At 61.4% G+C, this 24,101-nt stretch carries 16 protein-coding genes and 3 rRNA genes; 4 read left to right on the top strand and 15 right to left on the bottom strand.

Annotated features, from left to right (window positions below):
• Positions 1 to 26: 26 nt before the first annotated feature.
• Positions 27 to 539, top strand: a complete 513-nt coding sequence (locus ACN9MY_RS06090) for a hypothetical protein (protein WP_426336974.1) — start codon at positions 27 to 29, stop codon at positions 537 to 539.
• Positions 540 to 609: 70 nt separating this feature from the next.
• Entirely contained in the window at positions 610 to 960 is a 351-nt protein-coding gene (locus tag ACN9MY_RS06085) for a DUF1840 domain-containing protein (protein ID WP_426168497.1), read from the top strand.
• Here the strand turns inward: ACN9MY_RS06085 and ACN9MY_RS06080 are convergent.
• The 4 genes from ACN9MY_RS06080 to ACN9MY_RS06065 all read right to left on the bottom strand — a co-directional run bounded on the left by ACN9MY_RS06080 (position 957) and on the right by ACN9MY_RS06065 (position 7,625).
• Entirely contained in the window at positions 957 to 2,717 is a 1,761-nt protein-coding gene (locus tag ACN9MY_RS06080) for a DUF885 domain-containing protein (RefSeq protein WP_426168494.1), read from the bottom strand. The two genes, ACN9MY_RS06085 and ACN9MY_RS06080, sit on opposite strands and share 4 nt — an antisense overlap.
• Positions 2,718 to 2,803: 86 nt before the next feature.
• A 5S ribosomal RNA gene (gene rrf / locus ACN9MY_RS06075) occupies positions 2,804 to 2,916 on the bottom strand.
• Positions 2,917 to 3,002: 86 nt separating this feature from the next.
• Positions 3,003 to 5,874 (bottom strand): 23S ribosomal RNA (locus ACN9MY_RS06070).
• Between the two features lie 220 nt (positions 5,875 to 6,094).
• Positions 6,095 to 7,625, bottom strand: a 16S ribosomal RNA gene (locus ACN9MY_RS06065).
• Together the 16S, 23S and 5S rRNA genes form the textbook arrangement of a ribosomal RNA operon.
• A gap of 372 nt (positions 7,626 to 7,997) precedes the next feature.
• Between ACN9MY_RS06065 and ACN9MY_RS06060 the strand changes: the two genes are divergently transcribed.
• A complete protein-coding gene (locus ACN9MY_RS06060) occupies positions 7,998 to 9,206 on the top strand; it encodes a hybrid sensor histidine kinase/response regulator (protein ID WP_426321154.1) in 1,209 nt (402 codons plus the stop codon).
• Here the strand turns inward: ACN9MY_RS06060 and ACN9MY_RS06055 are convergent.
• The 9 genes from ACN9MY_RS06055 to ACN9MY_RS06015 all read right to left on the bottom strand — a co-directional run bounded on the left by ACN9MY_RS06055 (position 9,169) and on the right by ACN9MY_RS06015 (position 19,699).
• Positions 9,169 to 10,434, bottom strand: a complete 1,266-nt coding sequence (locus tag ACN9MY_RS06055; RefSeq protein ID WP_426336973.1) for an EAL domain-containing protein — start codon at positions 10,432 to 10,434, stop codon at positions 9,169 to 9,171. The genes ACN9MY_RS06060 and ACN9MY_RS06055 overlap by 38 nt on opposite strands.
• Entirely contained in the window at positions 10,421 to 11,530 is a 1,110-nt protein-coding gene (locus tag ACN9MY_RS06050) for a protein-glutamate methylesterase/protein-glutamine glutaminase (protein WP_426336972.1), read from the bottom strand. The genes ACN9MY_RS06055 and ACN9MY_RS06050 overlap by 14 nt, the downstream gene beginning before the upstream one ends.
• Entirely contained in the window at positions 11,527 to 12,036 is a 510-nt protein-coding gene (locus ACN9MY_RS06045) for a chemotaxis protein CheD (protein ID WP_426168484.1), read from the bottom strand. Before ACN9MY_RS06045 ends, ACN9MY_RS06050 begins: the two co-directional genes overlap by 4 nt.
• 1 nt (position 12,037) lies before the next feature.
• The gene (locus ACN9MY_RS06040; RefSeq protein WP_426172117.1) at positions 12,038 to 12,850 is read right to left on the bottom strand and encodes a CheR family methyltransferase; all 813 of its coding nucleotides are present in this window, start codon (positions 12,848 to 12,850) and stop codon (positions 12,038 to 12,040) included.
• Positions 12,850 to 13,320: a chemotaxis protein CheW gene (locus tag ACN9MY_RS06035; RefSeq protein ID WP_426336971.1), complete on the bottom strand. Its 471-nt coding sequence runs from the start codon at positions 13,318 to 13,320 to the stop codon at positions 12,850 to 12,852. The genes ACN9MY_RS06040 and ACN9MY_RS06035 overlap by 1 nt, the downstream gene beginning before the upstream one ends.
• Positions 13,321 to 13,329: 9 nt before the next feature.
• Positions 13,330 to 14,949 (bottom strand): methyl-accepting chemotaxis protein, encoded by a 1,620-nt coding sequence (locus ACN9MY_RS06030; RefSeq protein WP_426168480.1) that lies wholly within the window; start codon positions 14,947 to 14,949, stop codon positions 13,330 to 13,332.
• A gap of 10 nt (positions 14,950 to 14,959) precedes the next feature.
• Positions 14,960 to 16,990: a chemotaxis protein CheA gene (locus ACN9MY_RS06025; protein WP_426168478.1), complete on the bottom strand. Its 2,031-nt coding sequence runs from the start codon at positions 16,988 to 16,990 to the stop codon at positions 14,960 to 14,962.
• Positions 16,991 to 17,002: 12 nt separating this feature from the next.
• Positions 17,003 to 17,278 carry an STAS domain-containing protein gene (locus tag ACN9MY_RS06020; RefSeq protein WP_426168475.1) on the bottom strand — a complete coding sequence of 92 codons (276 nt, stop codon included), beginning with the start codon at positions 17,276 to 17,278 and terminating at the stop codon, positions 17,003 to 17,005.
• Positions 17,279 to 17,341: 63 nt separating this feature from the next.
• Positions 17,342 to 19,699, bottom strand: a complete 2,358-nt coding sequence (locus tag ACN9MY_RS06015; RefSeq protein ID WP_426336970.1) for a penicillin acylase family protein — start codon at positions 19,697 to 19,699, stop codon at positions 17,342 to 17,344.
• Between the two features lie 170 nt (positions 19,700 to 19,869).
• On the opposite strand from ACN9MY_RS06015, the gene ACN9MY_RS06010 reads away from it, so the two are divergent.
• The gene (locus tag ACN9MY_RS06010) at positions 19,870 to 21,390 is read left to right on the top strand and encodes a M20/M25/M40 family metallo-hydrolase (protein ID WP_426168470.1); all 1,521 of its coding nucleotides are present in this window, start codon (positions 19,870 to 19,872) and stop codon (positions 21,388 to 21,390) included.
• Here ACN9MY_RS06010 and ACN9MY_RS06005 read toward each other — a convergent pair whose 3' ends face one another.
• Both ACN9MY_RS06005 and ACN9MY_RS06000 read right to left on the bottom strand, forming a co-directional pair.
• The gene (locus tag ACN9MY_RS06005; RefSeq protein ID WP_426321145.1) at positions 21,391 to 22,809 is read right to left on the bottom strand and encodes a hypothetical protein; all 1,419 of its coding nucleotides are present in this window, start codon (positions 22,807 to 22,809) and stop codon (positions 21,391 to 21,393) included.
• A 2-nt stretch (positions 22,810 to 22,811) separates the two neighbouring features.
• Positions 22,812 to 24,023, bottom strand: coding sequence for an SPFH domain-containing protein (locus ACN9MY_RS06000; RefSeq protein WP_426321143.1), 1,212 nt, complete (start codon positions 24,021 to 24,023; stop codon positions 22,812 to 22,814).
• Between the last annotated feature and the right edge of the window lie 78 nt (positions 24,024 to 24,101).

Raw genomic sequence — 24,101 nt, 5'->3', positions numbered from 1 at the left:
GCGCGCGAGGTGCTAACATTCGGCTTATGAAGAAACTCACCCTGGACAAAGCCCTCGCAGCCCTGCTCGCTGCAGGCACGCTCGCAGCCTGCAGCCCAAAATTCGACTGGCGCGATTTCCGTAGCACCGACGCGCCATACACCGTCATGTTGCCCGGCAAAGCCGCCACCTACACCCGCACCGTCAACCTCGATGGCCAGGAAGTGAAGATGACCATGTCCGCAGCGGAAGTCGAAGGCACCATGTTTGCCGTCGGCACTGCCGAGCTACCGGACGCAGCCAAGGCCGCGCAGGCCGTGCAGGCGATGAAGCTTGCCATGGTGCGCAATATCGGCGGTACTATTACCAGGGAAAGCACCAGGGACGGTGCATTTGAAGTGGAAGCACGCGGCGCCGCGCCCAATGGCGCCCCGCTGGCCATGCATGGCCGCTTCCTGGCGAAGGATAAACGCGTATATCAGGTCGTCATTCTGGGGAACCAGAAACATTTTGATGCGGATACGGTTGATACATTCTTGAGTTCGTTTAAATTGTATTAAGTAGGCACGACGCGCGCGACTGCACTCGTGCTATCGTATTAGCACATCAACAAACTAAGGGAAGCGCGCCATGTTGATCAAATTTAAATCCATTTCGTCACCGGAAGTCATGATGGCTCACGAGCATGTCGAACGCATCATGGACCTGCTGAAAAAGAGCCCCACCCGGGGCGTCATCACGGCAGCGGAAGCTTCCCAGGCGCTGCAACTGCTCGAGAAGGAAGTTGCGCTCAGCAAGCTGCATCCGGAAGTCGATTCCGAACATGCCGCCCATATGCCCAGCCATGCGCTGCCGGAAGATGATGCCGATGCGGCATATGCGGAATCGCAGAAGGTTGGCTTTGCGCAGCGCGCCTTCCCCCTGCTGGAAATGCTGCGTGCCGCCCAGACGGGCGGACACGATATCGTTTGGGGCGTTTAACGCTGGGATTGGACGAAGTCTTCCATCACCGCCTTGCGCAGCAGCACAGGCGGCAACATCCCCTGGGCCAGCACGAAGTCATTGAAGGCCTTGCGATTGAACTTCTGTCGCAAGACCACTTCGGCAGCCTGGCGGGTTTCCATCAGGCGCTGGTAGCCATAGAAGTACGAAGTCGCCTGACCCGGCGCGCGGAAGGTATAGCGTTGCATTTCCTGCGTTGCCATGCCTTCCGACAGCCCAACTTCATCGACCAGGAACGATTTCACGCCTTCTGGCGTGATCTCCCCCAGGTTGACCATCGGATCCAGGAACGCACGAGCCGCACGCATCATGCGGTGCTGCAGGGCGAATAGCTGGCCATCGAGCGGCTCGTAAGGCTGCATTTCCGCTTCGGCATAGAGTGCCCAGCCTTCCACGTTCACGCTATTGAAGGCGAAGACGCCGCGCGCGGTCGACACGCCCATTTCGATCATCTTCGCGAACTGCAGCTCGTGGCCTGGACGTGCTTCGTGCGCGGTCAGGGTCCAGCTACCGGCCTGGTGGGTGAAGTCATCGAAGGCCAGCTTCTTGCCGCTCGCATCAGGCGGCATGCCGGTGGTCAGCACGAACTCACCGTACTCGCCGGTGTTGCCGATCAGGCGCGGTGGGCTCATGTGTGGCGCAGGCTGCTGTGCGTTCTCCGCCTCGCTCGCCAGGCGGATCACCGCCTTGCGGTCCGGCAGGGTGACAATGCCTTGCTCACGCACGGCAGATTCGATCTGCGACAGGCGCTCGCCATATAGTGGCATCACCTGTTCCACCGGGATCTGCTGTTTTTTCAACTCGCGCATGACGACGCGGTAGTCTGCGTCCGGCAGCTTGCGCTCCTTGGCGATCAGGCTGGCAGTGATCGCCATCTGGTTGCGAATTTCCGCAAACGACGTCAAGGCCTTCGCAATCAGTTCTTTGGGAGCGATATCTACGCCGAACTGGTGCAAATTATCCGCATAGACTTCCGCCGGCAGACGATGGTCGGCACGTGCCTTCGGCAGGATCTGGTCCTTGATCTTGGCGTTGTATGCAGTCAGTTGCGATTCGATCGCGGCAAATGCCGGCTCCCAGCCCTTCAATTCGCTCTTGCTGAGCAATTCCTTCATGCCCTTGATCAGGGCTGGCGCAGCACTCAGTGCCTGCTCCACTTCGCCTTTGTACGGGCCAAGCAGGTTCTTGTCGGCTTTCTGGCGTTCCAGGTAGCGCTCATAGGCGAGCTCGGTAATCGGTCGGTAGCCCTTGGTGATGCCGGCGTATTTTTGCATGCGCACCAGGAGGGTTTTCTGGCGTTCTTTCGGGATGCGCGGGTCCAGCGTCTGCCGCATCACGCCAAACATCAGCTGGGTCACGTCGGTGAATGGGAGCAGGTATTTGCGGTTCACTGCGGCCGAGCGCAGCTGGTCTTCTGCGGCGCCGATCAGGATTTCCAGGTCTTGCCTGACTTTAGGGTCCTTCTCAGCCTTCAATCGATTTTGAAGTTCGGCGACGACAGCGCGCGTATCCCTGGCGGTGGCTTCGAACAGGTCGCGCGACATGTCGGTGATCTGCTCGTCATAGCCATCGACGCCGAGGCTGCTGGCGCTTTCGGGAGAGTACTTGGCTTGCAGGTTCAGCAGCAGTTTGGCGTTCTCATTGCTCTTGGTAACCCAAGCCGGCTCGGTCGCCGCGGAGACGTGCAGGGAAAGCAGGGCCAGGGTAAGGCCGCTGAGGAGTTTCGTAATCGGCATCGTTATTCCTTTATAAAGAATTGCGTGCCGTATCATAATGCAAAAAGCCCGCCGGCATTCATGCCGGGCGGGCTTTTCTAATAAGAGCCTGACGATAACCTACTTTCACACTGGTTGCAGCACTATCATCGGCGCAGAGTCGTTTCACGGTCCTGTTCGGGATGGGAAGGGGTGGGACCGACTTGCTATGGTCATCAGGCATGACTTGTCAACAATCGTGGAAGAAGTAAAGTGGGGGTAGGGTTCTCAAACACTGTGTAAATGCTACATAACCGTCAAGGTTATAGGGACAAGCCGTACGGGCAATTAGTATCAGTTAGCTTAATGCATTACTGCACTTCCACACCTGACCTATCAACGTCCTGGTCTCGAACGACCCTTCAAGGAGCTCAAGGCTCCGGGAAATCTCATCTTAAGGCAAGTTTCCCGCTTAGATGCTTTCAGCGGTTATCTCTTCCGAACTTAGCTACCCGGCAATGCCACTGGCGTGACAACCGGTACACCAGAGGTTCGTCCACTCCGGTCCTCTCGTACTAGGAGCAGCCCCCTTCAAATTTCCAACGCCCACGGCAGATAGGGACCAAACTGTCTCACGACGTTTTAAACCCAGCTCACGTACCACTTTAAATGGCGAACAGCCATACCCTTGGGACCGGCTACAGCCCCAGGATGTGATGAGCCGACATCGAGGTGCCAAACTCCCCCGTCGATATGAACTCTTGGGAGGAATCAGCCTGTTATCCCCAGAGTACCTTTTATCCGTTGAGCGATGGCCCTTCCATACAGAACCACCGGATCACTATGTCCTACTTTCGTACCTGCTCGACTTGTCGGTCTCGCAGTTAAGCACGCTTATGCCATTGCACTATTAGCACGATGTCCGACCGTACCTAGCGTACCTTCGAACTCCTCCGTTACCGTTTGGGAGGAGACCGCCCCAGTCAAACTGCCTACCATGCACTGTCCCCGATCCGGATTACGGACCAAGGTTAGAACCTCAAACAAACCAGGGTGGTATTTCAAGGATGGCTCCATAGGAACTGGCGTCCCTACTTCAAAGCCTCCCACCTATCCTACACAGATTGGTTCAAAGTCCAATGCAAAGCTACAGTAAAGGTTCATGGGGTCTTTCCGTCTAGCCGCGGGTAGATTGCATCATCACAAACACTTCAACTTCGCTGAGTCTCGGGAGGAGACAGTGTGGCCATCGTTACGCCATTCGTGCAGGTCGGAACTTACCCGACAAGGAATTTCGCTACCTTAGGACCGTTATAGTTACGGCCGCCGTTTACTGGGACTTCAATCAAGAGCTTGCACCCCATCATTTAATCTTCCAGCACCGGGCAGGCGTCACACCCTATACGTCCACTTTCGTGTTTGCAGAGTGCTGTGTTTTTATTAAACAGTCGCAGCCACCAGTTTATTGCAACCTTTTCGCCCTTCCACAGTAAAGTGGTCAAGCTACCGAGGCGTACCTTATCCCGAAGTTACGGTACCAATTTGCCGAGTTCCTTCTCCCGAGTTCTCTCAAGCGCCTTAGAATACTCATCTCGCCCACCTGTGTCGGTTTGCGGTACGGTCTCGTATGACTGAAGCTTAGAGGCTTTTCTTGGAACCACTTCCGATTGCTTCGTGAGCAAGCTCACTCGTCCCAGTCCCTTGAATTACGCGCCCGGATTTGCCTAAGCGCCTTCTATGAACCAGGAACTGCCTATTCCAACAGGCAGACAACCTTCCGCGATCCGTCCCCCCATCGCATCATACGACGGTGCAGGAATATTAACCTGCTTCCCATCAGCTACGCATCTCTGCCTCGCCTTAGGGGCCGACTCACCCTGCTCCGATGAACGTTGAACAGGAAACCTTGGGCTTACGGCGTGCGGGCTTTTCACCCGCATTATCGCTACTCATGTCAGCATTCGCACTTCTGATACCTCCAGCATCCTTTACAAGACACCTTCGCAGGCTTACAGAACGCTCTCCTACCATATCCTTGCGGATATCCGCAGCTTCGGTGACTGGCTTAGCCCCGTTACATCTTCCGCGCAGGACGACTCGATCAGTGAGCTATTACGCTTTCTTTAAATGATGGCTGCTTCTAAGCCAACATCCTGACTGTTTTAGCCTTCCCACTTCGTTTTCCACTTAGCCAATCTTTGGGACCTTAGCTGGCGGTCTGGGTTGTTTCCCTCTTGACACCGGACGTTAGCACCCGATGTCTGTCTCCCAAGCTCGCACTCAACGGTATTCGGAGTTTGCAATGGTTTGGTAAGTCGCGATGACCCCCTAGCCATAACAGTGCTCTACCCCCGTCGGTGATACTTGAGGCACTACCTAAATAGTTTTCGGAGAGAACCAGCTATTTCCAAGTTTGTTTAGCCTTTCACCCCTATCCACAGCTCATCCCCTAATTTTTCAACATTAGTGGGTTCGGTCCTCCAGTGCGTGTTACCGCACCTTCAACCTGGCCATGGATAGATCACTTGGTTTCGGGTCTACACCCAGCGACTGGCGCCCTGTTCGGACTCGATTTCTCTACGGCTCCCCTATCTGGTTAACCTCGCCACTGAATGTAAGTCGCTGACCCATTATACAAAAGGTACGCCGTCACCCCTTACGAGGCTCCGACTGTTTGTATGCACACGGTTTCAGGATCTATTTCACTCCCCTCCCGGGGTTCTTTTCGCCTTTCCCTCACGGTACTGGTTCACTATCGGTCGATTACGAGTATTTAGCCTTGGAGGATGGTCCCCCCATGTTCAGACAGGATTTCTCGTGTCCCGCCCTACTTGTCGTACGCTTAGTACCACCGCTTGGATTTCATGTACGGGGCTATCACCCGCTATGGCCAGAGTTTCCAATCTGTTCCATTATCCAAACGACTATCACGTACAGGCTCTTCCCATTTCGCTCGCCACTACTTTGGGAATCTCGGTTGATTTCTTTTCCTGCAGCTACTTAGATGTTTCAGTTCGCCGCGTTCGCTTCACACACCTATGTATTCAGTGAGTGATGACCTATAAGGCCGGGTTTCCCCATTCGGAAATCTTCGGATCAAAGCTTGTTTGTCAGCTCCCCGAAGCTTATCGCAGACTTCTACGTCCTTCATCGCCTGTAATCGCCAAGGCATCCGCCATGTGCACTTATTCACTTGTCCCTATAACCTTGACGGCTACAGGTTCAAGCACTTACTACTGTGTTTGATGAGTTTTACTACTACCCTAAGTAATATCTTTCGATATCGCTTAATAAAACTTTTACTTCTTCCAGATTGTTAAAGAACGTTACTACTCAAACCTAAACCCGAAGGCTTACGTTTGACCAGTACCTAACAACAGCCGATAAGTGTGAACGTTTGAGTCTGATGCCGACTCTAGAAAGGAGGTGATCCAGCCGCACCTTCCGATACGGCTACCTTGTTACGACTTCACCCCAGTCACGAATCCTACCGTGGTAAGCGCCCTCCTTGCGGTTAAGCTACCTACTTCTGGTAAAACCCGCTCCCATGGTGTGACGGGCGGTGTGTACAAGACCCGGGAACGTATTCACCGCGACATGCTGATCCGCGATTACTAGCGATTCCAACTTCATGTAGTCGAGTTGCAGACTACAATCCGGACTACGATACACTTTCTGGGATTAGCTCCCCCTCGCGGGTTGGCGGCCCTCTGTATGTACCATTGTATGACGTGTGAAGCCCTACCCATAAGGGCCATGAGGACTTGACGTCATCCCCACCTTCCTCCGGTTTGTCACCGGCAGTCTCATTAGAGTGCTCTTGCGTAGCAACTAATGACAAGGGTTGCGCTCGTTGCGGGACTTAACCCAACATCTCACGACACGAGCTGACGACAGCCATGCAGCACCTGTGTGCAGGTTCTCTTTCGAGCACTCCCGGATCTCTCCAGGATTCCTGCCATGTCAAGGGTAGGTAAGGTTTTTCGCGTTGCATCGAATTAATCCACATCATCCACCGCTTGTGCGGGTCCCCGTCAATTCCTTTGAGTTTTAATCTTGCGACCGTACTCCCCAGGCGGTCTACTTCACGCGTTAGCTGCGTTACTAAGTCAATTAAGACCCAACAACTAGTAGACATCGTTTAGGGCGTGGACTACCAGGGTATCTAATCCTGTTTGCTCCCCACGCTTTCGTGCATGAGCGTCAGTTTTGACCCAGGGGGCTGCCTTCGCCATCGGTGTTCCTCCACATCTCTACGCATTTCACTGCTACACGTGGAATTCTACCCCCCTCTGCCAAACTCTAGCCTCGCAGTCTCCATCGCCATTCCCAGGTTAAGCCCGGGGATTTCACGACAGACTTACGAAACCGCCTGCGCACGCTTTACGCCCAGTAATTCCGATTAACGCTTGCACCCTACGTATTACCGCGGCTGCTGGCACGTAGTTAGCCGGTGCTTATTCTTCAGGTACCGTCAGCAGTCGTGGATATTAGCCACGACCTTTTCTTCCCTGACAAAAGAGCTTTACAACCCGAAGGCCTTCTTCACTCACGCGGCATTGCTGGATCAGGGTTGCCCCCATTGTCCAAAATTCCCCACTGCTGCCTCCCGTAGGAGTCTGGACCGTGTCTCAGTTCCAGTGTGGCTGGTCGTCCTCTCAGACCAGCTACTGATCGTTGCCTTGGTGAGCCTTTACCTCACCAACTAGCTAATCAGATATCGGCCGCTCCAGGAGCACAAGGTCCGAAGATCCCCTGCTTTCATCCTTAGATCGTATGCGGTATTAGCGTAACTTTCGCTACGTTATCCCCCACTCTTGGGTACGTTCCGATATATTACTCACCCGTTCGCCACTCGCCGCCAGGCCGAAGCCCGCGCTGCCGTTCGACTTGCATGTGTAAAGCATGCCGCCAGCGTTCAATCTGAGCCAGGATCAAACTCTTCAGTTCAATCTCTGTTTTTGCCGCATTTCTGCGGCAGGTCACTCACTCAAAATACTGACGAAATCTCTTTCGAGATTTACGTTTATTTTTTGCGAGCGTTATAACGTATATTTTGAGCATCGGACCCGAAGGTCCGGGCATATCGTCAAACGCCCACACTTATCGACTGTTGATTTTTAAAGATCGCTGCCTTATCGTTGACAAAGCGTTGTGTTTGTCAGCAGCAGAGAAGCGAGATTATGCGGTACAGCGTGCAACTCGTCAACCCCATCTTTTTCTCGTTTCGCTTCGCTGATTTGTCAGCGCTGCGTTGCGAGGGACAGAACTATAGCAAGCCAGATTCACTCTGACAAGGGCCACACGTGAAAAAGGTTTGGAATGCCATCTAAACAAGCTCAGCCACGCCCGCCAACAGTCCTGGTCGTCGACGATTCGCCCACCCTGCTGCTCGCCCTGCTCGACCACCTGAGCCACCATGGTTTCCTGGTCGTGCTGGCGCACGATGCGCGCGAAGGCATGATGCGGGCGGCACTGGCCGAACCTGACCTCATCCTCCTGGATATTGTGATGCCTGGCCTGGATGGCTTCGAGGCATGCCGCCGCCTGAAGGCCGATGCCGATACGCGAGACGTGCCGGTCATCTTCATGACGGGCCTCAGCGACGCCAAACAGATTGTCAGCGGCTTCGCAGTTGGCGGCGTCGATTACATCACCAAGCCTTTCCAGGTCGAAGAAGTCCTGGCCCGCATCAATACCCACATTGCGCTGCGCCGCGCGAATAATGAGTTGAAGCAGGCTTACCAATCGCTGGCGCGGGCCCAGGAAGACCTGGTGCACCATGAAAAACTGGCGGCACTTGGTTCCCTGGTTGCCGGCATTGCACATGAACTGAATACGCCGATCGGCAACAGCCTGATGGTGGCAAGCACCTTCGAGGCGCAAACAGGGGATATTCGCGAGCACTTCAACAAGGGCGAAAACATGCGGCGCTCGGAACTGGTCGGCTATCTGGATAATGCCTGCACCACGACCGAGATCCTGATGCGCAACCTGCAACGTGCCGCCGACCTGGTCACCAACTTCAAGCAAGTGGCGGTGGACCAGACCAGCACCCAGCGCCGCACCTTCCTGCTGTCGGAAGTCGTTTCAGGGAATGTATTGACCCTGCTGCCATCGATCAGGCGCACCCCGTTCGAGGTCGTGCAGTCCGTCCCGGACGAGCTGATGATGGACAGCTACCCCGGCCCGCTCGGCCAGGTAATCGCCAACCTGGTCAACAACGCCATCATGCATGCCTTTGATGGCCGCAGCGAGGGCAAGGTGGAACTGGTGGCTGAGTATGAGAAGGCCGACTGGATTGCGCTGCACGTGCGCGATAACGGCAACGGCATCAGCGCCAGCAACCAGGAACGCATCTTCGATCCCTTCTTTACCACCAAGATGGGCGTCGGCGGTTCAGGCCTCGGCCTGCATATCGTGCACAGTATCGTCTCCGACATCCTGGGCGGACGGATTACCGTACGCAGCGAGGAGGGCTGCGGTACCTGCTTTACCCTGTCCCTGCCGCTGGAGGCGCCGCGTCACTGAGATGATGGCCCGCGCAGTCGCGCAATCGCTGGCGGCTGTCCTTGTACCACTCGACGAATTCGCCTCCCTCCATCGGGGCGGCAATCAACGGGCCTTGTCCAGTGCTGCAGCCCATCTCCCTCATGAGCGCCCAGTCTTCGACGTTTTCGATGCCGTCGGCGCAAGCCGGCACGCCAAGCTTGCCGGCCATGGCCAGCAGGCCCTCGAACAACGGCCTGCGATGGCTGCGCTGCGCCGCCTCGTGCACGAACAAGGGGGCGATCGAAATCTCCGCCAGCGGGAAGCAGGCAAAGTCGCGCGTTTTTGCCTCATAGCGCCCGCAGTGGACTGCCCCGACGCCGTAGCCGCGCAAGCTCAGGCGGCCTATATTGTGCAGCGCTTCCGGCTCACAGGCTGCAATCACCGCCTCGCTAATCTCCCAGCAAACGCTGCCCGGCTTGACGTCCTGCGCCTGGATGCCGGCCACCAGCCGCCCCAGCTCTCCCAGGTCTTCCAGGAGTTCGGCCGGCAGCGGAAGCGACAGCTTGATCGCTGACAGCCCCATTTCCTGCCAACCGTGCAAGTCTGCTGCGGACTGGGTTGCCAGCGCCAGCAAGATGGCGCCGATGGTTTCACTGTCGCCCGCCAGCGCAGGAAGCAGGCGGGCGACATCGATTGCAGTACGCCCCGGGCGGCGCCAAGTGCCCTGCACCGCGATGCCCACCATCCGGCCGCTATCGAGGGCGACGCGCGGCGCATATAAAGATATGAATTCTCCGGCCGCCAGGCCGGCCTCAATCTCCATGAAGTTGGGAACTTCCGGCGCGACGTCCTGTTCCAGCTCGGCCAGCGCCAGCATCGATGCGTCGTGCAGCAGTGCCTGCAGCGCTTCCAGCCGCACCGGCTTGGGCATGGTGGACAGCAGGCGCATCGCACTGCCTGCAGGCAGGCTGCTTGCCGCTTCCATCAGGCGCGGCTGGTTGGCCGATGCGGCGATCAGGTTGGCCGCCCAACGCCGCTTGGCCAGTTGCTGGATCAACTCCACGCCGTCCATGCCAGGCATGTCGAGGTCCGTCAATACCAGGTCCACCGGGGCGGCGCGCTGCTCCAGCGTGAGCAAGGCATTGATCCCGTCGTTCGCGACCAGGACAGTGCCAAAGCCAATCTGGCGCAGCAACGCTGCTACGTGCTCGCGTTGCACTGCGCTGTCCTCGACGATCAAGGCCGTGCTTGCGCTAAAGTCCTTCATTCGCCCTCCGTTCGACACCTCCATATTGCAGGATTTCGCGGCTTATTGCACCCAGCGCGACACTGCGCTCCGCCGCGCCGCGCTTCACCGCTTCCCGCGGCATGCCGTAAACCACGCAACTCTGTTCGTCCTGCGCCAGCGTGCGGGCGCCGGCCTGGCGCATTTCCAGCAGGCCGACAGCGCCATCGTCGCCCATTCCGGTCATGATAATGCCGAGCGCACTCGCGCCGGCACACTTTGCCACGGACCTGAATAGCACGTCGACCGAGGGTCGGTGACGGTTAACCAACGGTCCATCGACCACTTCGACGAAGTATTCGGATGGCCCGCGCCGCAGCAGCATATGGCGGCCGCCTGGAGCAATCAATGCTTGGCCCGGACGCACGGGGTCGTTATTGCGAGCTTCCCTGACCTCGATCTGGCACAGGCCGTCCAGGCGCTCGGCGAAAGCAGCGGTGAACTGTTCCGGCATGTGCTGCACAATGACGATGCCCGGCGCAGCCGGCGTAAGCTCGCTCAATACGCGTTCCAGCGCTTGCGTGCCGCCGGTCGACGTGCCGAGGGCCACGACGCGCTCATTGCCACGCGCGGGCAGTTCTCGCTCGCCCATCGGGGACAGGATGGCGTCCGCGCTCAGCTTGGCCGGCGGTACCTGGGGCGGCGCCGACAGGCGGACGGCGGGAAGAGCTTGCAGCCTGGCCTGGGCCGCGCTGCGCACCGCAGCTACCAGATCGTCGCAGCCCTCGTGCGGCGACTGGCGCAGGTCCAGCCGGGGCTTGCCGACTACCGCAACGGCGCCGGCAGCCAGCGCCTCCATCGATATGCGGGTGCTCTTCTCCGTCAGCGAGGAGCAGATGACAACCGGCGTCGGGCGTTCGGCCATGATCTTGCGCAGGAAGGTGATGCCATCCATGCGCGGCATTTCGACATCCAGCACCACCACATCCGGCCACTGCAGGCGCATGCGCTCCCCGGCCAGGATCGGGTCGGCCACGGCGTGCGTGACCTGCATGTCCGGCTCGCGGCCGAGCAGGCCGCTCAGCACTTGCCGCACCACGGCCGAATCGTCCACCACCATGACCTTGATCTGCTTCATGCCTCGCCCTTTTCCGCCAGCTCTCCCTGGCGCACCCAGACATCGCCGGTGGCCACGTCGAACAGGATATGCCGGTGGCCCGTGCCGAACAGGCTTTCCGACACCACGGGAATGCCGTACTCAGCCAACAGCTTTTCCGCCGCGACACCGTTGCGGTGCCCGATTCCCATTTGCCGGCCCGCTTCGATCGATGGAAACATGGTGCCGCCGCCGAATACCTTCGCCTCGCATTCCCGCGCGGGCACGCCGCGCTCCTTGAGCTGGGCCACCATCAACGTCATCGCGTCCTTGCCATAGCGGCCGCTCAAGCCAGCTTCCGGCTCGCCGTCCGCCCCCGCTTCGCGCTCCGACAGCAGGAAGTGCGACATGGCGCCGATGCGCAAGCGCCGGTGCCACAAGGTGATCGACACGCAGGAGCCCAGCACGGTACGGATGCGGTAACGCGCATCGCCGACGAAGTACTCGCCGGGCAGCAGGTAGACCTCGAAGCCGGCGCCCGTTTTCATCTCATTCCTTGCAATAAATTGCCGGGGAAACGCCGCGTACCGGCAGCCCCATATCGTGCAGGCTCTCTGAGTGGCCGATGTACAGGTAGCCGCCCGGGCGCAGGTAATCGAGCACGCGCAGCACCACGCGCCGCTTGGTTTCGCCGTCAAAGTAGATCAGCACATTGCGCAGGAATACCACCTCGAACCTGCCCAGCGCCGGCAGGCGCGCCGCATTCAGGTTGATCTGGGCGAATTCCACGCATTCGCGCAGCACGCGTGAAACAAGAAGCGTACCGTCTTCGACGTCGATGCCCTTCAGGCAGAAGCGGCGCAGGTATTCCGGCGGAACATGGGCGGCGCGCGTCATCGGGTAGTGGCCCCGGCGCGCCGTCTCCAGCACGCGCGCGCTGACGTCGGAAGCGAGCACCTCCCAGCCTTGTGGCGGCAGCAGGTCGGCCAGCACCATGGCGATCGAATACGGCTCCTCCCCTGTGGAGCAGGCTGCGCTCCAGACCCGGAACGGCGCCCCGTCCTGCCGGCGTTCCTTCAGCACGGTGCGCAAATGCTCGAAATGGCGGGCTTCGCGGAAGAAGTAAGTCTCATTGGTGGTCAGGAGGTCGATCGCGATCTGGGTTTCCTCCGGCGCCGTTCCGCTGGCGATGAACGCGAAATAGGAGCCGTAGCTATCGAACTGCAGGTGCTGCAGGCGCTTGGCGAGGCGTCCCGACACCAGCGGCTTCTTGGCCTCCGACAGCGAAATCCCGGCCGCTTCGTGGATGAAGCGCTGGAATTGCACGAATTCGCGATCCGTCAGGGGAGCAACTGTCTGCATCAATTCACATCTCCCGCCATTGCGGCGATCTCCGGCACGTTCAGCACGGCCTCCAGGTTGACCAGGATGACGAATTTACCATCGACTTTGCCGATGCCAGTGATGAAGTCGTTGCGCAGCCCCGCTCCGAAGCCGGGCGCAGGTTCGATTTGCCCTGCGTCGATGTCGAGCACCGCATTCACCGCGTCGACCAGCAGGCCAAGCACCTGCTGCTCCGGCGCCTGCCCGCATTCGACGATGACGATGCAGCTCCGCCGTCCTGTTGTGCACGGGGCGAGCCCGAAGCGCGCGGCCAGGTCCAGCACCGGCACCACGGCGCCACGCAGGTTGATCACGCCGCGCACGCAGGACGGCATCATCGGCACGTCGGTCACGCCGCCGTACTCGATGATCTCGCGCACGCCGAGGATCCCCAGCCCGAACGTTTCCTCGCCAAGGCGGAAACTCAAGTACTGGTGTTCTGCTTCCATGCCCTGCCCTCAGAATCGCGTGAAGTTGCTTTCATCCAGCGGCGGCACCCGCGCCAGCCGGCGCTGCGGCGCCCGCTGGCCGGCCGGGGGCTTCGTCTCAACAGTGCGGCGCGGCGCTTCGTCATGGGCGACGCGGAAGAAGCGCACCAGCTGCTGCAACTCCTCCGCCTGGCTGCTCATTTCTTCTGCGGTGGACGCCAGCTCCTCCGCTCCGGCGGCATTCTGCTGCGTCGACTGGTTCAACTGCCCCATTGCCATGTTGATCTGGCCCACCCCCGTCGCCTGTTCGATCGAAGCGGCGGCGATTTCCTGCACCAGGCGCGAAGTCTGCTGGATGGCCGGCACCATGGCGTCGAGCAGGCCGCCGGCCCGTTCCGCCACCTGTACGCTGCCGCTGGCCAGGTCGCCGATTTCCTGCGCCGCCACCTGGCTGCGCTCCGCCAGCTTGCGCACTTCCGCCGCGACAACGGCAAAGCCCCGCCCATGCTCGCCGGCGCGCGCCGCTTCGATGGCGGCATTCAGCGCCAGCAAATTGGTCTGGTAAGCGATATCGTCAATGATCACGATGCGTTTGGCGATATCGCGCATGGCGCTCACCGTGCTGCGCACCGCCTCGCCGCTTTCTCCCGCCTCGCCAGCCGCCCTGGAGGCAGTAGTGTCGGTCAGGCGCGCATTGTCCGTGTTCTGGCCGATGGAGGCGCTCATTTCTTCCACCGAAGCGCTGGTTTCCTCCACGCTGGCCGCTTGCTGGCTGGCCGCCTGCGACAGGGATTGCGCCGTGGCGCTGACTTGCTCCGACGCCGCTGCAAGCGCCAGCGCACCGTTGCTCACTTCCGAGGCGACGCCGGACAGCTTGTCGACCATCTGTTTCATGGACGCGAGCAGGCTGGCCTTGTCCCCTTTCCGCAGCTTGATTTGCACTGCCAGGTTGCCCTCGGCGACCTCCTGCACGATGTGGGCCGCGTAATCCGGCTCGCCGCCCAGTTGGCGCAACAGGCCCCGTATCATCCACACCGACAGCACGATGCCCGCCAGCAGGCCGCCGCCCAACAGCATGGCGTTGGTGCGCATGGTGGCCTTGGCCTGCGCCATGGCCGACTCGTATTCTTCGCGCGCTACCCGCTCCTGCAAGTCGATCAGTTTGCCCATGGCTGCCAGCACGGCGCGGAACTGCACGTCGGCGCCGCGCGCATCCTCCAGCGCATCCTTATGCTTGCCGGCGCGCGCCTTCTGGATGATGGCGCTGCGCATGTTCTGCCAGCCGCTCCAGGCTACCGTGTACTGCGCCGCCAGCTGCTGCTCCTGCTGCGTCAGCGAGGTAGCCATGTACGCGCTCCAGTTCTTGCGGATCAACTCCTGGTGCGAGGCATCGCCCTGCTGGGCAGCCTCCACCTCGGCCGGGCTGGCGGCCGCGGCGGTCATCACCATGCGGTGGCGGGTGCGCAGCATGTATTCATTGACCTTGCCAAGGTAGATCAATGCCACCGTCCGGTCCTCATAAGTTGTTTTCAGGCGGGCATTGCTGAACTCAATGCCGCGCATGCCGGCGTAGCCGATGCCCGCCATCATCATCACCAGCACCCCGACCAGCAAGCCAAGGCGCATACCCACCGTCAGTTTTCGCCGCATCGTCGTGCTCCTATGCCGCCAGGTTTCCAGCTTGCCTTGCCTGCAGTTGCTTGAGCAGGGCCGGTATGTCCAGGATCAATGCCACGTCGCCGCTGCCCAGCACGGTCGACCCGCTGAGGCAGGAGATGGCGCTGAACACTGGGCTGAGGGGCTTGATCACCGCCTGGCATTGTCCCTGCAGGCTATCGACGACCAGCCCGGCGCGCTGGCCGGCGTGCCGCACCACCAGCACGCTTTCGCGGCAGGGAGCTACGCCTTGCAGGCGAAATAACCGGCGCAGGGCCACCGTTGGCAGCACCTCGCCGCGCAAGTCGACGAAGCCGCGCCGTTCCCCACGCTCATGCTCCACGCATTCCTCGATCGTGCCGAGCGGGATGGCGAAGCGCGAGCTGCCAACCGTCACCAGCATGCAGTCCATGATGGCCAGCGTCAGCGGCAAGCGCACCCGTACCGTGGTGCCGCGGCCAGCTTCGCTGTCGATGGCGATGCTGCCGCGCAGCGCTTCGATATTGCGCTTGACCACATCCATCCCGACGCCACGCCCCGACAGGCTGGTCACCGCACTGGCGGTCGAGAAGCCCGGCTCGAATATCAGCGCGAACACTTCGCTGTCGCCGGGTCTTTGCTCCGGACCGAGCAGGCCGCGCTCGATGGCGCTGGCAATGATGCGTTCGCGCTGCAGGCCGCCGCCATCGTCGCCGACTTCGATCACGATGCTGCCCGAGTCGTGAAAGGCGTTCAGGAACACGGTCCCCTGCAAAGGCTTGCCACGCAGGCGCCGTACTTCGGGCGCCTCTATGCCGTGGTCGATGGCGTTGCGCACCAGGTGGGTCAGCGGGTCGCCGATGCGCTCCACCAGCGTCTTGTCCAGCTCCACGTCCTCGCCGCCCAGGACCAGGCGAATATCCTTGCCGATTTCGCGCGCCACATCGTGCACCACCCGCTGGAAACGGTTGAACGTGGCGCCGATCTTCACCATGCGCAATTGCAGGGCGCTGTCGCGCACCTGCTCCACCAGGCCAGCCAGCGCGGAAGTACTGTCCTGCAGGTCGGCGTCCTTGAAGCGGCCGCCTATCATCTGGGTGCGTGCGCTGGCAATGATCAACTCTCCCACCAGCGTAATCAGCTGGCCGAGACGCTCGGCGTCGACGCGGATGGTACGGCTTTCTCGCGGCCCCGCCGCTGCTGCGGCAACGCCAGGCGCCGCCGGTGGCGCTGCAACCGGCGGCGCCACCGTCCCGAGGGCGCTGGCCTGCAGCACTTCCGCGATGGCGGCGCCGTGCAGCGGCAAGATATTGGCCAGGCGCTGGAAGTCCTCATTGCCGCTGCCGGGCGGCAGAAGCCGCAAAATACATTCATCGTGCAGGAACTCGAACACCTTGCTGATTTGTTCGGCGTTTGCCGCCGTTTCCAGCACGATCTCGAAACCAAGGTAGCAGCTTTGCGGGTCCATCTGCCCCGGCGGGGGCAAACCGCCATCGACCGTGGCCAGCGCCACGATTCGCCCCAGGCGGCCGAGATAGGCGATGAAGGAAGCCGGGTCCATGCCCTGCCGGAAGACATCGCGCCCGAACTCCAGCGACACCAGCCAGCGGCCGCTTTCACCAATATCGGCCGCGGCGCCGAAGGACGCCGCCATCGGCAACAGGGCGGGCGCCGGGGCAAGATAGGCATGCAGTGCATCGAGCTGCGGGCGGCACCGTTCGCCCAGCTCGCCCCGTCCGCCTCGCTCGACATCGCGCACCATCGCGCCAATCTGGTCGGCGCATTCCAGCAGCAGCGCTACCAGTTCGCCATCGAGCGGTTGGGCACCGTTGCGCACTTCTTCCAGCACGCTTTCCACTGCATGCGTGAACAGCACGACGTAATCCAGTCCAAACAGTCCCGCCGTTCCCTTGATGGTGTGAGCCGCGCGAAAAATGGCATTGACGGCTTCCTCCTGCACGGCAGGCTCGCCCAGCTTCAGCAAGCCGGCTTCCATCTCGGCCAGCAACTCCCCCGCCTCGGTGACAAACGCCAGCAAGCCCTCGTCCAGGTCCATGGGGGTGCCTTCCTATTGGATGCGCAGCAGCTCGAACAGCGCGACGACAGCGGGACTGTGCGCGACCAGCCGCAGCTCCTTCCGGCTGGCTTGAGCGGCGCGGCGCGCCATCAGCAACAGCTGGGCGCCGGCCGTGTCGATCTCCGTCACGCCAGCCAGGTCCACTTCCAGCGCCTGTGACTGGGCAAGGCGTGCCAGGAGCACGTCCTTCATTTCCTGCACGCGCCGGATCGTGAGGTCGCCCTCGATGAAGAGCAGCGCCGGCGGCTCGATGCGCTGTGGGCTCATGCGCCCATCGTATGCCCATGCCCGGTGACTGGCAAGCCCGGTGTGCGGAGTTGCACTAAGTCACTATTCTCGCAATTGCCTGACGCGGCGCGCCGGGTCGGCGGCGATGGCGGCTGCCGTGAAGGGCAGCAGGGGCAGGCGCTTTTCGGCGTAAAGCGGCAGCTGGTCGGCATAATGCGCCGAGCGCGGGTCGGTGGACTGCCCGTAGACCAGCAGGCCGCGCGCCTGCGGCCCATCTTCGTCGAAGCTGACCAGGTGGATATAGCTGGTGCCCCAGGTCACCCGCTCGTAGCCCGAAGTTCCCAGCACGCCGGCCATATGGATGGAGTTGTAACTGCCGTCGATATCGCCAATCGCGCCGTGGATGGGGAAGCGCTGGCCGTTGCGCGGCTCTACCTGGAAATCGGCCAGGCGCCCGTCAAACGGCACGCCAAGCTGCCGCAATCGCACAGCGGCGTCCTTCAGCGCCGCCAGCATGGCAGGTATTGCTGCCGGCGCCACGCCGCGCGGCGAGTGCAGCGGATCGGTTGCATCGAATGCCTGCGACCATATCGCCGGCAGCTTGGCGGCGCTGTTCCAGAATTCGCGGAACAGCACGGCGCCGCGGCTGTCCAGCTCCGCCTTGCGGTCCCATGTCGCCAGCGCGGTGCAAGCTTGCAGCAGCAAGTCGTCGGTACTGGCCATGCAGGCCGGGACCAGTTCCGGCAGCACCAGTTCCGCCGCCAGCACGCGATTGGCGAACATCAGCGCCTGCAGGTCCTCCTGCCCGACATGGCCGCGCTGCGCCAGCATGTCCTCGATGCCGATAAAGCCGCTGCGCGTGCGCAGGTGCTGCGCCACACCCACAGGGCCATACAAGGGAGAATACCCAAGCGGCGTCGGCCCGACCAGCAATTGCCGCGCATTGGTGACCCAATAGCCGTCGTTGGAATTTGCCACATAGTCTGCGCGCAGCATGCTTGGTGCATTGGCGCCGCCGAATATGCCGTCCGGCGTGCCATCGTCATCGTGCCCCCAGGCGCAGGATGAGCGCGCCCCGTCGAACATCAGCAGTGTCGCCAGCAACAGGCAATCGCCGCTGAACTGATCGGCGCCCTGGTGCGGCACGACGCTGGCATCGGCATAGAAAGCACCGCCGTTCCTGTCTGCGGCCACCGTGTTCACCCAAGGCAGGCCGACCAGCCGCCCGAGCTGTTTTTGCAAGTCCTGCACGCTGCTGGCGCGACCGATGGCGAGCCATTGCTCCATCAAGCGCGTGTTGTTGCGATTTGGGTCGCCCAGCACCAGCAGGCCGCCCTGCCCCTGCGGACTGCCAGGCACCGCCAGCACGGCGCCCAGTTTGCTGAAGTAGAAGGCTTTGCTCTTTTTCAGCAAGCTGCCATCCGGCTGCAGCACATCGATTGCCGCCGTGCGGGTCTCCAGCCATTGCGGCACGCCGTCGATCACGTAGCGCATGGGATCGGCGCCGTCGCGGGGCAGGCGGAAAGTGGTGAAATGCACCGCCTTGGTCACGGTATGGGTCCAGGCCAGGTCCTTGTTGAAGCCGATGACCACCAGCGGCAGGCCGCCCAGGCTCACGCCCATTGCATCGTAGCTGCCCGGCACCGTGACGTGCAGCTGGTAGAAACGGTCGGTGCTGGTCCATGGATAATGTGGATTCCCCAACAGGATGCCGCGGCCGTTGCTGCTGGCTTCCCTGCCGATTGCCAGTGCGTTGCTGGCCATCGCGCCCTGGGTTGGCATGACGTACGGCTCGCCCGATGGTGGCGCATCCACCGGGCCTTCCTGCAAAGCCAGGGTAACGTTGCCGCCTACATCGCGCGCTGCGGCCACGATTTCGGCGGCAAACACTTCACCCGTGGCATGCAATGCCTTCTCCGCGATCAGGAGCATCACGTCGTCAAAGCTGATCGGCTTGACCCAGGCCGCATTCCTGCAGGCCTCGGGCAGGCGCGCACCATGCTCGCGCAGATAGCGGTTGTAGCCGGCGGCATAGCCGCGCAGCAGTTGCTGGATTTCGCTCGAACCGGCGGCATAGCCGGCCCGTAGCTTCTCGATATCCAGGTAGCCTTTGAAAAAGAAGTCGCTATCTTCGTTGCGCAAATCCATGAAATCAAGGGCGGCGCCATATTCGCCGTTGAGGGGCTTTGTCGCGTGGGCATCCGGTCCGAAGTAGCGCGAGCGCTCGCCGCGCACCGTCAGGAAGCTGTCGGCCAACATGCAGATATTGTCTTCGGCAAAAGAATAGGCCAGGCCATAGCCGACGCCTGCGAAATCCTTGGCCTGGATATGCGCCACGCCATAGCTGGTACGGGTGACTTCCGCGGCAAACTGTGGTGCCGGCGTGCCGCCGTTACTGCCCTTGCCACTGCAGGCAGTGAGGAATATGGCCGCACATGCGGCCAGCAGTTGCGCTTTCATGGTCTGCCTCCCCCGTCAGAAAAGTGCACGCTTCCATGATGTGCGCGGCATTTCTGCGACAGTTGAGGCAAATCAAATTGGTACACAATCGTGCGAAACCAATAATCTGCTAAGATTTTTGACAAATGCACCCGCCCCGGGTGCATTTTTTTTTGCGCAAAGGAGCAGACATGAAGAGATTCACCCCAGTCGTACTGGCCGCAGGACTCTTTGCAGCCAGCGCAGCAAATGCAGCCCCCACCTGGATTACCCTCGGCGACGCCGCTTACGCCAAGTTGCAAGCCGCCGCGCCGCAAGCCGTTGCGAAGCAGAGCAAGCAAGGCCAGGGCAAGGAGAAAGTCCATCTGGTGCAAATCGACGAAGAAACCATGCTGAAACTGTCGGCCGCCATCCACAAGGAATTGAAGCGCTGCGGTGGTTTCATCGTGCATGCCAGTGAGGAGGAAGGCCGCCAGGCGTTGGTCAAGGCAGGCACCGTGCAGCCGCTGGCATTGGCCGTCAGCCGCCCAAGCTACGCCATCGATAACCAGACCGCCGTCAACGGGATTCTGCCGACGATGCAGGCCTCGAACATTGCGCAGACTATCATCGACATGTCGAACTTCGCGAACCGCTACTACCGCACCACCAATGGCGCCAATGCCTCCAACTGGCTGGCGCAGAAGTGGACCAGCATGGCTGCAGGCCGCAGCGACATCAGCGTGAGCCAGTACACGCACTCGGGCTATAACCAGAAGTCCGTGATCATGACCATCAACGGCACTGACAATGCTTCCGAAGTCATTGTCATGGGCGGCCACCTGGATAGCATCAACATGAGCGGCAATGGCGAGACCTCACGCTCGCCCGGCGCCGACGATGACGCTTCCGGCATCGCCAGCCTGACCGAAGCGGTGCGCGCCATGATCGCCGCCGGCTACAAGCCGCGCCGTACCATCAAGATCATGGGTTATGCGGCGGAAGAAGCCGGCCTGCTCGGCTCCAAGGATATCGCGGCGAACTTCAAGGCCAACAACGTCAACGTGGTCGGCGTGCTGCAGCTGGATATGACCAACTACCGCGGTTCGGCCAAGGACGTCTGGATCTACACCGACTACACGGACAGCCAGCAGAACACATTCCTGGCCTCGCTGATGTCGACCTACCAGCCGAGCGTCACCGTGGGCTACAGCTCCTGCGGTTACGCTTGCTCCGACCATGCCTCCTGGCAGAATCAGGGCTTCCCGGCCTCGATACCGTTCGAAACGCTGATGGGTGAAGATAACCCCTACATCCATACGTCCAACGACACCTACGCCAATTCAGGCAACCAGGCCGACCATGCGCTGAAGTTCGCCAAGCTGGCTGCCGCTTTTGCGGTGGAACTTGGCAGCGACGGTCCTGTCATCGTTCAGCCGGACACGGTCGAAACCTTCAGCGGCAGCCTGACCCTGAACCAGAAGAAAACCTTCGGCCCGTTCAAGGCAGGCGTTGGCACCTTCAAGGCTGAAACCACTGGCACCGGCGACATCGACCTGTATGTCCGCAAAGGTTCGCTGCCGACCACCAGCAGCTACAGCTGCAAGTCGGACGGCTCCACTGCGACCGAGACCTGCAGCACCAGTGTCACGGCCAATGGCGACGTCTACGTCATGTTGAACGGCTACAGCGCCGGGACCTATAACCTGAAGGTGACTTACCGTCCGCAGTAATCAGCGCAGGCTGACCGTCTGGCGTTTCCAGGCCGGGTCCTGCCACTTGTAGAAAGTGGACAGCGATTCCGGCCTGTCGGCGCCGCGTTCAGTTGCCAGCGTGGCCATGTCCAGCAGCTCGAAGCTGCGGCGGAACTTGCCCTCGGCGCGCACTTCCCGCGCCGCCAGCATCTTGGCGGTGCCCGGCACCCAGCCCGCGAATTCCGCGTAGCCGATGTCCGGATCGCTGGAGGCCGGCGGCAGCACGTCGATCACCCAACTCTCGCCCTGGCGGCGAAACAGCCACATTTCGCGCCAGCCATCGAGCGGCTGCACCGCCAATGCCAACGCCGTGCCTTGCGGATGTACGCGCGCCGACGCCATCCACGCCACACCCCAGGTACAGCGGCTCGCGAGCTGCTTGCCGCCGCCTTGCAAGCTGACGCAAGTTTCGCCCGGCCGGCCCGCGGCGGAAGTCACTGCCAGCTGGGGCGCCGTCTTGCCCTGCGCCGGCGCCGGGGTGGGTTCCAGCGCCCAGCGCACCGCGCCGACCCGCACGCCGGCTTCCGCATACGCAGCATTGTCTTCGTCCGCCAGTTCCGACTTGTTGACTGCCGCCAGCGCCTGCTCCGCGCGGCCGGCTGCCTGCGACGCATCCTCGCCCTTGCGCGCGCGCTGGAACGCCACGCTCGACCAGACTGCCGCGCGCCGCATATGGATGCGGTTCTTCATGTGTTCCGGCAGGCGCGCCAGGTCCACCGTGGAGAGCAGTTCGGCGCGCCAGCGGTCATGCTCGGCGCGCTGCACGACGCCCAGCGCTGGATCGATGCAGGCGCCGTTGCTCAACGCCAGCGCCGCGCGGTAGCGTTGCTCGGCACTGGCGGCGACCGCCAGCACGCGGCGAAAAGCGTCGCCGTCGTAGCAGACCCGCATCTTGCCGTCATTCTCGTAGCTGCGCATCGCCACGCCATAGCTGGCCACCACTTCCAGGTGGGCGGCCAGCGCCGTCTCGGCCTGCGGCGCCAGTTTGGAAGAAGCACGCGCCGCCAGCCGCTCCGCCATGCTGCCGATCGCATCAAACGGTTCAGCATCGATGGCTTGCGGTGCGGCGGCCTTCAGGTAGGCAGCACCGTAGCTGATGCCCAGCGCCTCGGAACCCGGCGTATCGCGCAGGAAGCGCAGCACCGACAGCAGCTCCGGCGCGGCAGCAGGCTGCAAGCCGACTTGCCGCACGCGGCTCGCGCGCACATAGCCGGCCCGCTCGCGGCGATGGTCGTACACCTGCAGGAAATCGCCGCGGGTGCCGCGCACTTCCAGCGCGTCGCCCTGCCACAGCACGGCCTGGGCCTGGGCTGATTCGCGCGGCGCCGCACGCAGCGGGAGTTGGTCCTGGGCGACGATGGCCAAGGCCAGGGTGGCGGCAAGCATTGAGGCGGCCATGCTTATTCTCCAGCGGTGGCAGCAATACGCTCGGCGTGCGCGGTCTTCGGCGCACCCACCAGCGTCGAGCCAATGAAGCCGCCATCGGCCGGCGGCGGCGCGATGATGACCGACACCTTGTCCGACAGCTTATCGGCCATGGTCTTCTGGATCAGCAGCGGATGCTTGCTCAGCAGCTCGCCGTCGCGCTCCATCTGGGCGCTGGCGATCTTGCCCACCAGTTCCTGGCGATAGGCTTCGGCGTCGGCCAGCTTGCGGCGCGAATCCGCTTCGCCGGCAGCTTCGATGATGCGGGCCTGGGCATTGCCCTCCGAAGTCTTGATGCGGGCCGTCTTTTCAGCCTCTGCCTCCAGTTCACGTTGCTTGACTTGCTTTTCCTTGAACGGCAGCACGTGGCGCATGGCTTCTTCCTGGGCCCTGGCGGCGATCACCTGTTCGGAAGCGGCAGCTTCGGCGGCCTTTTCGCGCGCCACTTTTTCAGCCTCGGCTTCGAGCGCGGTCTGGCGCACCTGCTTTTCTTTCAGTTCCAACGTGTAGCGCATTTTTTCTGACGCCAGCTCTTCGGCCAGCAGTTTCTCCATGCCGGCCTTGAAGTCTTCCGGCAACACGACCTTGCCGATGGTGACGCTGCGCAGCACAAGGCCGTCAGCAGCCAGCTTGGGCTTCAGTTCAGCCTCGATGGCCTGCTGGATTTCGGCGCGCTTGGAAGAGAAGATTTCACGCACCGTGTAGCGCGTCAGTATCTTGTAGATCACGCCTTCGACATCGGGCGCTACCACGTCGCGCGAGATATCGGCCGGCAGTTTGGATGCGAATTGCTCAAGGCGGGCCTGGTCCAGGCCATAGCGCACGGACATGTCCAGGCCCAGAGACAGGCCTTCCCCGGACTGGAAGGGCGTCTCGCCGGCAGCAGCCGGGCGATAGGTCTGGTCGCGCAGCGACAGCAGGCGCAATTCATGGATGCCGGGCAGGTCCAGCGCCAGGCCTTCGCGCACAATCGACGTATCGCCGGTCAGGTGGTTGGTACGCACCGCCACTTCGCCGCGGCCAACCGTGCGCATTGGAGGGACTTGGTACAAACCGTAAGCGGCGGCGCCGGTCACGGCGAGCAGCACGACGCCCTTGCGGGCGCCGGAAGGGAAATGAATGCTGCTGGCAGCACGGCCGAGCGTCGAGCGAATCGCCTGCAGCATCGTACTGATCCGGTTGTTCATGATGATTGCCTTTCTGGTTGGTTGGCCCGGCACCGCGCCGGTGCAGCAATCTTCCGGCCGCAGGCCGCGAACGTTCAA

This window comes from Pseudoduganella sp. R-31, assembly GCF_049913235.1.
Lineage (GTDB): Bacteria > Pseudomonadota > Gammaproteobacteria > Burkholderiales > Burkholderiaceae_D > Rugamonas.
Note: the sequence above shows the minus strand (reverse complement) of the source record. Positions and strands in the feature narration are given on the sequence as shown.